13 protein-coding genes and 2 pseudogenes are annotated in these 13,265 nt (G+C 52.3%); 9 read left to right on the plus strand and 6 right to left on the minus strand.

Annotated features, from left to right (window positions below; all coding sequences use genetic code 11):
- Positions 1-14 precede the first annotated feature (14 nt).
- The 3 genes from recF to dnaA all read right to left on the minus strand — a co-directional run bounded on the left by recF (position 15) and on the right by dnaA (position 3,789).
- Positions 15-1,100: a DNA replication/repair protein RecF gene (recF, locus tag A1830_RS01225; protein WP_067700735.1), complete on the minus strand. Its 1,086-nt coding sequence runs from the start codon at positions 1,098-1,100 to the stop codon at positions 15-17.
- A gap of 189 nt (positions 1,101-1,289) precedes the next feature.
- Positions 1,290-2,390 carry a DNA polymerase III subunit beta gene (gene dnaN / locus A1830_RS01230; protein ID WP_067700538.1) on the minus strand — a complete coding sequence of 367 codons (1,101 nt, stop codon included), beginning with the start codon at positions 2,388-2,390 and terminating at the stop codon, positions 1,290-1,292.
- 4 nt (positions 2,391-2,394) lie between these two features.
- A complete protein-coding gene (gene dnaA / locus A1830_RS01235; protein WP_067700541.1) occupies positions 2,395-3,789 on the minus strand; it encodes a chromosomal replication initiator protein DnaA in 1,395 nt (464 codons plus the stop codon).
- Positions 3,790-4,391: 602 nt separating this feature from the next.
- Between dnaA and rpmH the strand changes: the two genes are divergently transcribed.
- From rpmH to A1830_RS01255, 6 genes and pseudogenes are all read left to right on the plus strand, one after another.
- On the plus strand, positions 4,392-4,532 hold the full coding sequence (gene rpmH / locus A1830_RS20960) for a 50S ribosomal protein L34 (RefSeq protein ID WP_003849659.1): 141 nt from the start codon (positions 4,392-4,394) through the stop codon (positions 4,530-4,532).
- A gap of 17 nt (positions 4,533-4,549) precedes the next feature.
- The gene (gene rnpA / locus A1830_RS20965) at positions 4,550-4,909 is read left to right on the plus strand and encodes a ribonuclease P protein component (protein WP_073980918.1); all 360 of its coding nucleotides are present in this window, start codon (positions 4,550-4,552) and stop codon (positions 4,907-4,909) included.
- Positions 4,873-5,131, plus strand: a pseudogene (gene yidD / locus A1830_RS20970) (membrane protein insertion efficiency factor YidD). The gene rnpA and the pseudogene yidD overlap by 37 nt, the downstream one beginning before the upstream one ends.
- A gap of 2 nt (positions 5,132-5,133) precedes the next feature.
- Positions 5,134-6,780 carry a membrane protein insertase YidC gene (gene yidC / locus A1830_RS01245; protein WP_067700543.1) on the plus strand — a complete coding sequence of 549 codons (1,647 nt, stop codon included), beginning with the start codon at positions 5,134-5,136 and terminating at the stop codon, positions 6,778-6,780.
- A gap of 167 nt (positions 6,781-6,947) precedes the next feature.
- A complete protein-coding gene (gene mnmE / locus A1830_RS01250; RefSeq protein ID WP_067700544.1) occupies positions 6,948-8,312 on the plus strand; it encodes a tRNA uridine-5-carboxymethylaminomethyl(34) synthesis GTPase MnmE in 1,365 nt (454 codons plus the stop codon).
- Between the two features lie 239 nt (positions 8,313-8,551).
- Positions 8,552-9,637 (plus strand): hypothetical protein, encoded by a 1,086-nt coding sequence (locus tag A1830_RS01255; RefSeq protein ID WP_156484910.1) that lies wholly within the window; start codon positions 8,552-8,554, stop codon positions 9,635-9,637.
- A 753-nt stretch (positions 9,638-10,390) separates the two neighbouring features.
- Here the strand turns inward: A1830_RS01255 and A1830_RS01260 are convergent.
- Positions 10,391-11,254 carry a glucosamine kinase nucleotide-binding domain-containing protein gene (locus A1830_RS01260; RefSeq protein WP_067700549.1) on the minus strand — a complete coding sequence of 288 codons (864 nt, stop codon included), beginning with the start codon at positions 11,252-11,254 and terminating at the stop codon, positions 10,391-10,393.
- Between the two features lie 333 nt (positions 11,255-11,587).
- Between A1830_RS01260 and A1830_RS23820 the strand changes: the two genes are divergently transcribed.
- From A1830_RS23820 to A1830_RS01265, 3 genes and pseudogenes are all read left to right on the plus strand, one after another.
- Positions 11,588-11,731 carry a ribbon-helix-helix domain-containing protein gene (locus A1830_RS23820; RefSeq protein ID WP_082804054.1) on the plus strand — a complete coding sequence of 48 codons (144 nt, stop codon included), beginning with the start codon at positions 11,588-11,590 and terminating at the stop codon, positions 11,729-11,731.
- Positions 11,695-11,913, plus strand: coding sequence for a type II toxin-antitoxin system ParD family antitoxin (locus A1830_RS20980; RefSeq protein WP_369815682.1), 219 nt, complete (start codon positions 11,695-11,697; stop codon positions 11,911-11,913). The genes A1830_RS23820 and A1830_RS20980 overlap by 37 nt, the downstream gene beginning before the upstream one ends.
- Positions 11,906-12,189, plus strand: a pseudogene (locus A1830_RS01265) (type II toxin-antitoxin system RelE/ParE family toxin). Before A1830_RS20980 ends, A1830_RS01265 begins: the two are co-directional and overlap by 8 nt.
- Positions 12,190-12,523: 334 nt before the next feature.
- Here the strand turns inward: A1830_RS01265 and A1830_RS01270 are convergent.
- Positions 12,524-12,922 (minus strand): hypothetical protein, encoded by a 399-nt coding sequence (locus tag A1830_RS01270; RefSeq protein ID WP_067700552.1) that lies wholly within the window; start codon positions 12,920-12,922, stop codon positions 12,524-12,526.
- Positions 12,923-12,969: 47 nt separating this feature from the next.
- Positions 12,970-13,134, minus strand: coding sequence for a hypothetical protein (locus A1830_RS23825; protein ID WP_369815683.1), 165 nt, complete (start codon positions 13,132-13,134; stop codon positions 12,970-12,972).
- Between the last annotated feature and the right edge of the window lie 131 nt (positions 13,135-13,265).

The following is a 13,265-nucleotide window of genomic DNA, read 5'->3' on the forward strand; positions in this document are numbered from 1 at the left end:
CGTTTCTCGCTCGTTTAATCTTCAGGTTGAACCGCTATTTTACCCTGTTCCACGCGGAACATCTTGCCCTTTTCGTCAGCCATGTCGAACACGTGTTCGGCACCAATGGCGCTGACAAAAACCTGGGCATGCGTGGCTTTTAAACGCGAGGCCAGCAGCAGCCGACGCGTTTCATCCAGCTCGGAGGCAAAATCGTCTATCAGATACAGGCAGCGTTGCCCGTTCTGTCGGGTGAGAAACTCACCCTGCGCCAGTCTCAGGGCGCACATCAGCAGCTTTAACTGGCCGCGTGACAGTAAATCTTCCACCGGCGTGCCATCGGCGCGAATGCGAAAATCGGCTTTATGGGGCCCGCTGGCGGTGTAGGTGAGCGCTCTGTCGCGCTCAAACTGGCGCTCAAGTAGCTCTGCGTAATCACTCTCTTTGTCCCAGCCGCGCTGGAATGAGAAGCTCAGCTCGAATTCGGGTAAAAACTGCGCGCAGGTGGCGTTAATATCGGCCGCTATCGCATCGCTGTAGGCCGCGCGCCAGGCGCTGATCTGTTCGGCAAGCGGGGCCAGTTCCTGATCCCAGGCGCGAATTTGCTGATAGCGCGACACCTGCCGAAGCGCGGCGTTACGCTGCTTCATCAGGCGTCGGAGGTTGCTCCAGGCGGTAAAGAAACCTGGTTCATTATGAAAACAGCCCCAGTCGATATAGGCCCGGCGATATTTAGGGCCGCCGTTAAGCAGGGTAAAGCCCTCGGGTGTGATCAGCTGCATAGGCAGCATCTGCGCCAGTTCGGCGACCTTATGGCCATCACTGCCGTCAATGCGCACCTTGCTGTCTCCGGCGCGGTTTTTGGTCAGGCCAACGGAGATTTCCCGCTCCATTCCCGCGATTCGACCGTGCAGCACAAAGGCGTCCTGGTCGTGACGGATCACACGCCCCGCCTGCAAACTACGGAAAGCGCGACCGTGACCCAGGGTATAAATCGCTTCCAGCACGCTGGTTTTACCGCTGCCGTTTGGTCCCACCAGAAAATTAAATCCGGGAGCCAACGCCAGGTCTGCGTTTTCAATATTGCGAAAGTCTTTAATAAGGAGGCGGGTCAAAGCCATACAGACGGAATTCCAAAACAGGCGATGATAGAGCAGCATCCTGCCCTTTCTTTACGACAGGCCAGGGCGTCAACGGCGTAGCCAGTTTGGGGGCGGCCAGCGCGCAAAAACCGGAGCGTACACAAAGTACGTGAGGATTTTGAGCACTGCCCAACCCTAAAATGGCAAGTAAGTTAGCCCGATATTCTACTACAACCGCATTGGCATCACGACGTAGGCCGCGCTCTGACTGGCCGCATCCTCAATCTGCACGCTGGAAACGGAATCCGTCAGCAGCAGGCGAACGTTTTCACACTTCAGCGCATTCAGGACATCCAGCACGTAGCTGACGTTAAAACCGATTTCTAAATCGGTGCCGCCGTAGGTCACATCCAGCATCTCTTCGGCCTCTTCCTGTTCCGGATTATTGGCCGTGATCTTAAGCTGATTTTCGCTGATATAGAGACGAACGCCGCGAAACTTCTCGTTAGAGAGAATAGCCGCGCGCGAAAAAGCCTGCTTTAACAGGTCGCAGCCCGCATCAAGCGTTTTGTCCGGATTCTTCGGCAGCACCCGACGATAGTCAGGGAAACGGCCATCGACCAGCTTCGAGGTAAAGATGAAATCGCCCACGTGTGCGCGAATATTGTTGCTGCCAATCTGCACGCGCAGCGGCGTTTCACCGCCGTCCAGCAGGCGCACCAGCTCAATCACGCCCTTGCGCGGCACAATCACCGAATGACTGGGCAGCGCCTGCCCGACCGGCATTGAACACACCGCCAGACGGTGGCCGTCGGTTGCCACGGTGCGCAGCTCTTCCCCTTCGGTTTCAAACAGCATGCCGTTGAGGTAATAGCGCACGTCCTGATGCGCCATGGAGAACTGCGTGGCCTCGATCAGACGCTTCATGGTGGCCTGCGGCAGGGTGAACTCAACCTCGCTCTGCCAGTCATCCAGGTTCGGGAAGTCGCTGGCAGGCAGGGTGGAGAGTGAGAAGCGGCTGCGTCCTGAGCGGATCAGCATTCTTTCCCCATCCAGAATAACCGTGATCTCCGCGCCTTCGGGCAGGCCGCGGCAGATATCAAAAAATTTGCGCGCCGGTACGGTAGTCGCACCCGGCTCGTGGTCCTGCGTCAGTGCGACGCGGGCCACCATTTCCATCTCTAAATCGGTCCCGGTTAGCAGCAGGCTGCCTTCGTTAACCTGTAAAAGCAGGTTGCCGAGGATGGGTAACGTTGGACGACCGCCGAGTGGGCTGCTGACCTGCTGTAAGGGCTTGAGTAAGTGCTCGCGTTCTACAATAAATTTCATAGCGTCAGGAAGATAATGTTCTGATTAGATTTGAGAAATCTTCTTTAATATCGTGACTCTCTTCACGCAGCTGCTCAATTTTGCGGCAGGCATGCAGTACCGTGGTATGGTCACGACCCCCGAAAGCATCGCCGATCTCCGGCAAACTGTGGTTGGTCAACTCTTTAGCCATCGCCATCGCCATCTGTCGCGGTCGCGCCACCGAGCGGGAACGCCGTTTGGACAGCAAATCAGCCACTTTAATTTTGTAATACTCGGCTACCGTCTTCTGAATATTATCGATGGTAACCAGCTTTTCCTGCAACGCCAGAAGATCGCGCAGCGCTTCACGGACAAAATCAATGGTGATAGCGCGCCCGGTGAAGTTGGCGTTAGCAATCACCCGGTTCAGCGCCCCTTCCAGCTCGCGCACGTTGGAACGCAAACGCTTGGCAATAAAGAAGGCCACTTCGCCCGGCAGGCGAATATCGTTTTCATCCGCCTTTTTCATCAGGATCGCGACGCGGGTTTCCAGCTCGGGCGGCTCAATGGCCACCGTCAGCCCCCAGCCAAAGCGCGATTTCAGGCGATCTTCCACGCCGTTGATCTCTTTTGGATAGCGATCCGAGGTCAGGATGATCTGCTGATTGCCTTCCAGCAGCGCGTTGAAGGTGTGGAAAAACTCCTCCTGCGACCGCTCTTTGTTGGCAAAGAACTGAATGTCATCAATAAGCAGCGCATCAACCGACCGATAGTAGCGCTTGAACTCTTCAATGGCATTATTTTGCAGCGCCTTAACCATATCCTGCACGAAGCGCTCGGAGTGCATATACACCACTTTAGCATTCGGCTTACGCGCCATAATGCCATTCCCCACGGCGTGCAGAAGGTGGGTTTTACCCAGGCCCGTGCCACCATAAAGGAAGAGAGGGTTATAAGCGCCGCCGGGGTTGTCCGCCACCTGTCGCGCCGCCGCGCGTGCCAGCTGGTTCGACTTACCCTCAACGAAGTTATCGAAATTATGTTTGGTATTCACGTTTGAGCGGTATGACAGCTCCGCCGGGGCAGGCATGCTGTCCCAGCTTGGCCGTGAAGGGGCCGGACGGGTGCCATGGTTCACCGGCGCACTGGCATGTGCGCTGGCCATTACCGGCTGGCTAATCTGGCGCGTAACGGGCTTGCTACCGACTTCAAAACGCAGCAGGGGAACGTCGCTGCCGCAGAAATCGTTGAGCAGACCATTGATGTTATTGAGGTATTTATCCCTAACCCAGTCGAGCACGAAGCGATTTGGTGCATACAGGGCCAGCGTGTTGTCGTTTAATTCGGCCTGCAATGGACGTATCCACATGCTGAATTCTGTGGCAGGTAGTTCATCCTGCAAACGGGCAAGACACTGTTGCCAAAGCGTAAGTGACACGGCGGACTCCACTCGAAAAAATTCGATAAGAAAAAAGGCGCTGAAGCGATAAATTCATCATTGTTGACGCATGCAGATGACGCACATACGAACCGCTATCCACGGTTACTCCGTTGCGGGCAGACCCTGAGGATCGCTAACGGAAGGGCGGATCATAGCGTAAAGCGCGGCAGAGATCTTCACTTTCTACACAGTTTTGATCCATTTTATCCACAGGCACTGACGCGCGGTGATAAGTGTACCCCTTCACGGCCAAAAGGCATTCAGGATCCTCTGCATTCGCAGGATTTTTACGCTTCCATCACGTTATTATTGCACGCTTTCTGCAACGGGATCGCCAGAAGATCCCTGTCGATCCTTGCGCTTTATCCCCAACGCCGTATAATTCTCGCCCCGGCGTGTAGCGCTCTGGCCCGAACCGGCTGGTTTTGCGGTCGAACGGGACATCCAGACGCGACTTTAACGCGAAGTAAATTGACTCCGGACTGTACAATTATTACAATCCCGCCTCTTTATTAAAGACACACTGAGGCGTCGGTCGGTTTTCTGACCATGAAAACGCGTCACCAAGTGAAATTTTCCAAGTTTAGGTAGAAATCGCCATGAAACGCACTTTTCAACCGTCCGTACTGAAGCGTAACCGTTCACACGGTTTCCGTGCTCGTATGGCAACAAAAAATGGTCGTCAGGTTCTGGCACGTCGTCGTGCTAAAGGCCGTTCACGTCTGACCGTTTCTAAGTAATAAAAGCTAACCGCTGAGTGGTTAAGCTCGCATTTCCCAGGGAGTTACGTTTGTTAACTCCCACTCATTTCACCTTCGTCTTCCAGCAGCCACAAAGAGCTGGCACGCCGCAAATTACTATTCTCGGCCGCCTGAACTCGCTGGGGCATCCCCGCATCGGTCTTACCGTCGCCAAAAAACACGTCAAGCGCGCGCATGAACGCAACCGGATCAAGCGATTGACCCGCGAAAGCTTTCGTCTGCGTCAGCATGACCTGCCCGCTATGGATTTTGTAGTGGTGGCGAAAAAAGGGGTTGCCGACCTGGATAACCAGGCGCTGGCGGAAGCGTTGGAGAAGATATGGCGTCGACACTGTCGCCTGGCTCGCGGCTCCTGATTGGGCTGATTCGCGTCTATCAGCGCGTAATCAGCCCTCTCTTAGGACCCCACTGTCGTTTTCATCCAACTTGCTCTCAATACGGTATTGAGGCATTGCGCAGGTTCGGCGTAATAAAAGGCAGTTGGTTGACGATGAAACGCGTATTAAAATGCCATCCTTTAAACCCGGGTGGTGACGATCCGGTGCCGCCAAATAACCATTGATACCAGAGAACATTAACGATGGATTCGCAACGCAATCTTTTTCTCATCGCTTTTCTGTTCGTGTCCTTTATGATCTGGCAAGCCTGGCAAACGGACCATGCTCCGCAGCCTGTGCAGACCCAGACCACACAGAACACGACCAGCTCAGCCGGTGATGCCGCCAATCAGGGTGTACCTGCCAGCGGCCAGGGCAAAACGATCACCGTTAAGACTGATGTCCTGTCTTTACATATCAACACCCGCGGTGGTGATATCGAGCAGGCACTGCTGCTGGCTTACCCTGACAAACTGGGTTCTTCACAGCCATTTGAGCTGCTGGAAACGACCCCAGGTTTTCTGTATCAGGCACAGAGCGGTCTGACCGGTCGTAACGGCCCGGATAATCCAGCTAATGGCGCACGTCCACTGTTTACTGCCTCTCAGGATAACTATGAGATGGCTGACGGCCAGAGCGAACTGCGTATCCCGCTGACGTTCACTGCTGAAAACGGCGCGACCTACACCAAAACCTTCGTGTTTAAGCGCGGTGACTATGCGGTCGGCGTCGATTATCAGGTTAACAACACCACCCAGCAGCCGCTGGAAGTGGCGATGTTCGGCCAGCTGAAGCAGACCATTGACCTGCCTAAGCATCGTGATACCGGCAGCAACAACTTTGCGTTGCACACCTTCCGTGGCGCGGCTTACTCCAGCAGTGAGACTAACTACGAGAAGTACAAATTCGACAAAATCAGCGATAACGAAAACCTGAGCACCACCACCAGCAACGGCTGGGTAGCGATGCTTCAGCAGTATTTCGCCACCGCGTGGGTACCGCGCACCGCCGGAACCAATACGCTGTACACCAGCAACCTCGGTAACGGTATTGCCGCCGTCGGCTACAAGTCTGCGCCCGTCACCGTCGCGCCAGGCTCGCAGCAGAATCTGGCTGCCACGCTGTGGGTTGGCCCGGAAATTCAGGACAAGATGGCGGCAATTGCGCCGCATCTGGACCTGACCGTTGACTACGGCTGGCTGTGGTTTATCTCTCAGCCGCTGTTTAAGCTGCTGAAGTTCATTCACAGCTTTATCGGTAACTGGGGCTTCTCCATCATCGTTATCACCTTTATCGTGCGTGGCATCATGTACCCACTGACCCGGGCGCAGTACACCTCGATGGCGAAGATGCGTATGCTTCAGCCGAAAATCCAGGCCATGCGTGAGCGTCTCGGTGACGACAAACAGCGTATGAGTCAGGAGATGATGGCGCTGTACAAAACCGAGAAAGTAAACCCGCTGGGTGGCTGTCTGCCGCTGGTTATTCAGATGCCTATCTTCCTGGCACTGTATTACATGCTGATGGGCTCCATTGAGCTGCGCCATGCGCCGTTTGCCCTGTGGATCCATGACCTCTCTGCACAGGACCCGTACTACATCCTGCCGATCCTGATGGGCATCACGATGTTCTTCATCCAGAAGATGTCGCCGACCACCGTGACCGACCCGATGCAGCAGAAGATCATGACCTTTATGCCGGTCATCTTCACCGTGTTCTTCCTGTGGTTCCCGGCAGGTCTGGTACTGTACTACATCGTCAGTAACCTGGTGACCATCCTCCAGCAGCAGCTGATTTATCGCGGCCTGGAAAAACGTGGTCTTCACAGCCGCGACAAAAAGAAAGCATAAGAACGCTGTCCGGTCATTGTCCGGGATGCAGGCGATAAGGAAAGAATGGGGCCGATGGACAGGCCGGGCGTTACAACGCTAACGCGCCTGCAACGTGACAGATGAAGGATGGTAGAATAAGGCGGTCAACTGACCGCCTTATTTTTTTGCCTAAACGAGAGTGGATTATGAGTCAAAGCGAAACTATCGTCGCCCAGGCGACGCCGCCCGGCCGGGGTGGTGTGGGTATCCTGCGCATCTCCGGCAGCCAGGCGGCCGACGTGGCGCAGGCCCTGCTGGGCAAGCTGCCCAAACCGCGCTACGCCGATTATCTGCCCTTCCGCGACCTGGACGGCAGCACGCTGGATCAGGGGATCGCCCTGTGGTTTCCCGGCCCTCACTCCTTTACCGGCGAAGACGTCCTGGAGCTACAGGGCCACGGCGGCCCGGTGATACTTGACCTGCTGCTGCGGCGTATCCTGTCGATGTCGAACGTGCGCATCGCCCGTCCTGGCGAGTTCTCCGAGCGTGCGTTTCTGAACGATAAGCTCGATCTGGCCCAGGCAGAAGCGATTGCCGATCTGATTGATGCCAGTTCCGAACAGGCGGCGCGCTCGGCGGTGAACTCGCTCCAGGGGGCATTTTCACTGCGTGTTAACCATCTTGTGGAAGCACTCACTCACCTGCGGATCTACGTCGAAGCGGCTATCGACTTCCCGGATGAGGAGATCGACTTCCTCTCTGACGGGAAAATCGAGGCCCTGCTTAACCAGGTGATTAGCGACCTTGAGGCCGTCCGGGCCGAAGCGCGTCAGGGCAGCCTGCTGCGCGAAGGAATGAAGGTGGTGATAGCAGGCCGTCCTAACGCCGGTAAGTCCAGCCTGCTGAATGCGCTGGCCGGACGCGAAGCGGCCATCGTCACCGATATCGCCGGCACCACCCGCGACGTGCTGCGCGAGCATATCCATATCGACGGTATGCCGCTGCATATTATTGATACGGCGGGCCTGCGCGAGGCCGGCGATGAAGTGGAGCGGATTGGTATTGAACGGGCCTGGCACGAAATCGAAGGGGCCGATCGCGTGCTGTTTATGGTTGACGGCACGACGACAACGGCCACCGAGCCTGCGGACATCTGGCCGGACTTTATTGCCCGCCTGCCCGCCGCGCTGCCGATAACCGTGGTACGCAATAAAGCGGACGTCACCGGCGAAGCGCTGGGAATGACGAAAGTGAATGGTCACTCACTTATCCGCCTCTCGGCCCGCACCGGCGAGGGGATCGACCTGCTGCGCGACCATCTGAAAGAGAGCATGGGCTTTGCCGGTAATATGGAAGGTGGCTTCCTTGCCCGCCGTCGTCACCTTCAGGCGCTGGAGTTAGCGGCCACTCACTTACTTGACGGCCGCGAGCAGCTGCTGGGGGCAAAAGCGGGCGAGCTACTGGCGGAGGAGCTGCGTGCCGCCCAGAACTGCCTGAGCGAGATCACCGGCGCGTTCACCTCCGACGACCTGTTAGGCCGGATTTTCTCCAGCTTCTGCATTGGGAAGTGAGACGGAGTCTCTAAGTTAACAGATGAAATTTCTGCTCTGAGTTCAGGCTCCCGGCAATCCTCAATAATCGTGGCAGAGCTAAGACTGGCTGCTTAGCTTTGCACTGAAAAATTGAATCCGGCAGCCTGCTATTCCATGGCGTTTAATCGCTTTTTAATAGTTTTCATATAAAAATCTGTAATAATTATATATTAGTGCAATCTCGCGCTGCTCAACATCTATACAATAAAGGAAAAAAAATGCCAGTTAGCGCTGTTAACCAAAACACCTCACCCACTCTAAATGAGGTGTCGACTTCGATATATAATCTTAGGACGGAACAAAAAAAGATTACGAGGAAGATCTCAGAAATAAAAAACACTCAAGCTACGCTAGCTCGCACAATTGATCCCTGTGAAAAGACTATTTCCTCTAATGATTTATCCCTGATAGAACTTAATAAGGTAGCAGATAAGTACGGTAAAGATGCCCGCGTGCGGCTGAAAGAAGATCATTTTAAATATGGGGAGCCTCGTAATTTATTAAAAAAATTATTTCATGGATATCGATATAAAATAGAATGTAGAGATGCCGTAAAAAAAATAAAACGCCGCACCAATAAGCTCTCAGCTGAAATTGCAATTAAAACTATCGAGAAAGAGAAAAATAATGAAATGAGCAAGAGGGATGAATTAAAAAAAGACTACAACATAAACGCCCTCAAAATTAAAGAATTAACGGAAAAAGAAAAACATATTAGCCTGGAACTGGATGAAATAAGGGAAACATATATAGAATTAACAAAAGAGAAGCGAGAAGGAGACATGAAGCGGGAAAATTTCTCAATGATCTATAATAGTAACGCGGGTTGTAAAGCGATCAACCATGAAGCGCGTCACCAGTATGGCCTGATGCGCGAAGGTGGCAAATTGGACGGCAATAAAGTTGTTGATGAATATTGCAGAGCCCATGGTGATAATATTTTTAACCGTGGTGGAGCGAAATATAAAGACATTATCAAGACTGAATGTTATAATTTAAAAAACCTGGTTGAAAACGCCATTAATGATTTTTATACCCCTTCAAATAAAATGAGCACCACCTACCGTGGGCAGAGAATGACGAATGAGTCGATCAACACTTTAATCAGCCAATATAATACTGATATGAAACATAAAGATTATACTGTTTATCAGACTGGACAATTCTTTTCCACCTCCAGCGTTAAAACAATTGCTAATGGTTTCGCTAACCGCAGTCAGAGTAGCGATAAAGTGATGTTCACGGTGAAAGGCAACAGCGGCAATGATATATGTTCAAAATGGCATGGCATTTGGTCACGGTGAGGGAGAAAGACTGTATTCTCCTAAGGCTCATTTCATAGTTACCGAGATGACAATGCCATCATCGGATGTTTACAATATCACCCTTGAAGAGGTCGAAAGAGTCGACAATGCAATGTTCCTTCCAAGATAATTGTTCATGATGAAAAATATTTACTTCTAATATACTTCGAGAGCAGGATAGTTTCACCGATCCTGTGCTCGTGTCATCATCCGTAATTTCATGGATAATTAAGGATGCTTTTTATTCGTATTGTTCAGGCCATGGATCTGCTGGGGGAGTTTGGATATCTAAACCCGGCACGTTGAGAGCGTTTTCTAACGAAATATACGCTGGTTCACTCACCGCAGTAAACAGTATAAGCCCTGTGCGGCTGATCCCATAATTTACTCCCCGGGATGATATTTATAAAAACGACGCGATTCCTGGGTACCATTAACCCTGGTATTTATGGGTGTTCAAAGAAGGGAATATGATCCATCAAGGAACCCCGCCGGAAGGGCATCAGGCTTATTGCAGTGAGTCGTCATCTTACCCTACAGGTGCAGCTCGGCAAACTGGCCGCACTTTTCCGTAAACAAACTTAATTCATCCCTGCTGAATATTGCTGAAACGAAGCAGTTCGTTATTACACTCGTCAGAAGTTCCAGATTATGACCGGCCCGCCTGCGCAGGCTGAATCCGGAAAGTCGCGGCTACTGCAATGATAATTACGGTAGTTACTGTCCCATGATCGCCTAACGCGAAGCAAAGTATTAATCCTGCCGCGCCAGCCAGCCTGCGCCGCTGAGGGCATCGCCCAGCGGCGGTACCAGCATCGCCAGAATGTCGGGCGCAAGCCAGGGCTGGACAGGTTCTGCCAGGCCGCCCATTAACGCCAGACGGCCGCCGTCGGCCCCCATCAGACGCCGCACCAGCAGCGCGATATCATCAGCAGTTTGCTGTATCAGCTGGTTTGCGTGGGGATCGCCTGCCTGCGCCGCCGCGAACACCTCCGGCACCACGCTGCCCCAGTCGGCGGGCATTGCCCGCTGCGTCCACAGCAGCATGGCTTCCGGGCTGCGATCAAACCTGCCCATCACGCGGTCGGTAAACGCCGTTTCGGGCACAATGCCCTCATGTGCCAGCAACGCCAGCCGCAGGGTGCGGCGTCCCAGCTCGGCACCCGATCCGTGATCGGATAGCGCAAAACCCCAGCCGCCTACCCGGGAAAAGCGTTCGCCATCCCATAAGACGCCCTGACTGCCGGTGCCGACGATCAGCGCCGCGCCGGGCGCACCCTGATGTGCGCCCAGACAGGCAATATCCACGTCGCCTACCACCCGTAAAGAGGCGCAGACGGGCTGCCAGTCGGCAAGGCGGGCTTTGACCGAGGCGACATTGGCCCCCGCAAGACCGGCAACCATTGCGGTTTGTGCCCGCGCGGCGGGTGGCAGACCTGCCGCCGTCATCACCCGCTCTGTCAGTGCCTCCACGCTTGCCAGCGCCGCCTCAAACTGTGACCAGACGTTGGCGGGCCCGCCAACCGCTTCGGCCAGCAGATGATTCTGACGGTCAGTGAGCCGGGCGCGACATCGCGTACCGCCGCCATCAATACTTAGAAAATAGTGAGGTTGCACAGGTTTTATCTCCCTTCTCGCGCCCCAGGTGATCCAGCGTTATGGTGAAGATCCTGAGTTAAAACAGGCTGAACCGCAATCAAAAGATCGCCAAACTGACCCCGCTATGCTCCCCAACAACTTTAAGTAGCACCTCCGGTCTTTGCCCGGAGGCAAGGAGTCAACTGAATGCACTACAGCGAAAAGGCGCTTTTCGCCCTTACCTATTTCACCGCTAAGAGTAAGCTAAAAACCCGGTCTGGCTGGAAGGGGGCAAAATCCTGTTAGGTGCATTCGTTGACACCAGGAGCTGGTATTCCTGTCATTGTGTTAATAGTTCACACAGGGGGCGTTATGGCCAGAACAACAAGCGTTACGATTGGCGACCAACTCGATTCGTTTATCAGTCGATTAATAGACAGTGGCCGTTACGGCTCTGCGNCAGAACAACAAGCGTTACGATTGGCGACCAACTCGATTCGTTTATCAGTCGATTAATAGACAGTGGCCGTTACGGCTCTGCGAGTGAAGTTATACGCTCTGCTCTGCGATTGCTGGAGCAACAGGAAACAAATGATGAAGTTGTTCGCCAGGCTGTTATTACCGGGCTGGAAAGCGGTGAAAGCTCGCTATCACTGCGGGATATTGCAGAACAAAGAAAGCTGAGACATCGTGTATAAACTCACCGAACGGGCAGCAGACGACTTCACCGGGATTTATGATTATACACTCTTGAAATTTGGTGAAGTTCAGGCAGACCATTATACCGACGCACTTGAGGCATTTTTCGAGACACTGTCCGGAATGCCAAATATGGGGCGGGACTACCATGCTGTTCCTGGCGTGATGCGCATTGAATTTCAGCGACATGCCATTTTTTATACGCTTCGTGATACGGATATTCTGATTGCACGTATTTGCACCAACAGATGAACCATAAACGACATTTTTTGTAAAAATACCTGCCTTCTTCTTTTTTAGAAATTATACTTTAGTATTAAATTATGTGGTTTTTTTAATGTCCGAGCCTTGTCTTTAAATCTAAAATCAATCGTTGACGCAGAATTCATCCTCCCTGGTAGACGTTCTTTAACAATAATCCTGTTAATAAGAAGGTCGGAATTTTCCCATTATCTCATTTGAACATGTATATCTTTTAACTGTTTAAATATACGTTTTCATGCAGTTGGTTCCTGAAATGCAAAAAGGCCCACCGAAGTGAGACTATAAATACTTTTGAAATTGTCAGGCTGCGGTAAGTTCCAGCCGCCGATCCCGAGTGACAGATATTTAACCCAGTTTTTTATATTCTGACACTGCCAGATCATTATTATAAGGATAAGGAGACGTTTTATAACTATCGTGACCAGCAGCAAACGGCATCCCGTTTTTCTTAGCATCCTTGTCCATTTCTCTTCTGTATGCATCTTCTATATGTAATAACCTAAATCCCTTTTCTCTTTCTTCTGTATCATGAAAAGAAATAATTGTCTCAGTACCGAAATTTACTTTTTTTCTGTTTTCATGATGGTCTACCTTTTTCACTTCCGTGGTAAATTGCGTGTTAGTCACGGTATTAATCTTCCCCGCAAAAATAGCATTCCTGTTTCCCTCAGTTTGAGATGGAACACTGATATCGCGGATTTCAAGTAAATATGACAAGCTTTTTTGACCAGGTGAAATATTCATAATCACTGCCTCTTTTTGATAACTGGATAAATATTATATAGAGTTATTTAATATTTTATTGCAGAAATCGACTTTGCAGGGATCATGGCAGTATCATTAAGCGATGGACCCTGGTTCGCCAGCCCTGCAATCACCAACTGCGTCAGTATCAACTGGCACCGGGCCTCGCTCACGCCGGTAATACCGGGGTCAGTTTGGAGATCGGAAATTATTGTACGGTAAGCCTGTTTTTTGGACAGGCCAGGTTATCGCAATAGGGTGTACTCCCGCGCTATACGCCGTTTGCCGTGGGTTTTTTCTAATCGGATAACCTAAATGCGATACTGCTAAGGCGAGAATTTAA

It is taken from the genome of Erwinia sp. ErVv1, assembly GCF_900068895.1.
Taxonomy (GTDB): Bacteria; Pseudomonadota; Gammaproteobacteria; order Enterobacterales; family Enterobacteriaceae; genus Erwinia.

What these genes read in the sequence shown, in the direction of transcription:
- A1830_RS01270 (WP_067700552.1), bottom strand. Translation starts at nt 12,922, where the DNA reads ATGAATATTTCACCTGGTCAAAAAAGCTTGTCATATTTACTTGAAATC.
- A1830_RS01255 (WP_156484910.1), top strand. Translation starts at nt 8,552, where the DNA reads ATGCCAGTTAGCGCTGTTAACCAAAACACCTCACCCACTCTAAATGAG.
- yidC (WP_067700543.1), top strand. Translation starts at nt 5,134, where the DNA reads ATGGATTCGCAACGCAATCTTTTTCTCATCGCTTTTCTGTTCGTGTCC.
- mnmE (WP_067700544.1), top strand. Translation starts at nt 6,948, where the DNA reads ATGAGTCAAAGCGAAACTATCGTCGCCCAGGCGACGCCGCCCGGCCGG.
- recF (WP_067700735.1), bottom strand. Translation starts at nt 1,100, where the DNA reads ATGGCTTTGACCCGCCTCCTTATTAAAGACTTTCGCAATATTGAAAAC.
- dnaN (WP_067700538.1), bottom strand. Translation starts at nt 2,390, where the DNA reads ATGAAATTTATTGTAGAACGCGAGCACTTACTCAAGCCCTTACAGCAG.
- rpmH (WP_003849659.1), top strand. Translation starts at nt 4,392, where the DNA reads ATGAAACGCACTTTTCAACCGTCCGTACTGAAGCGTAACCGTTCACAC.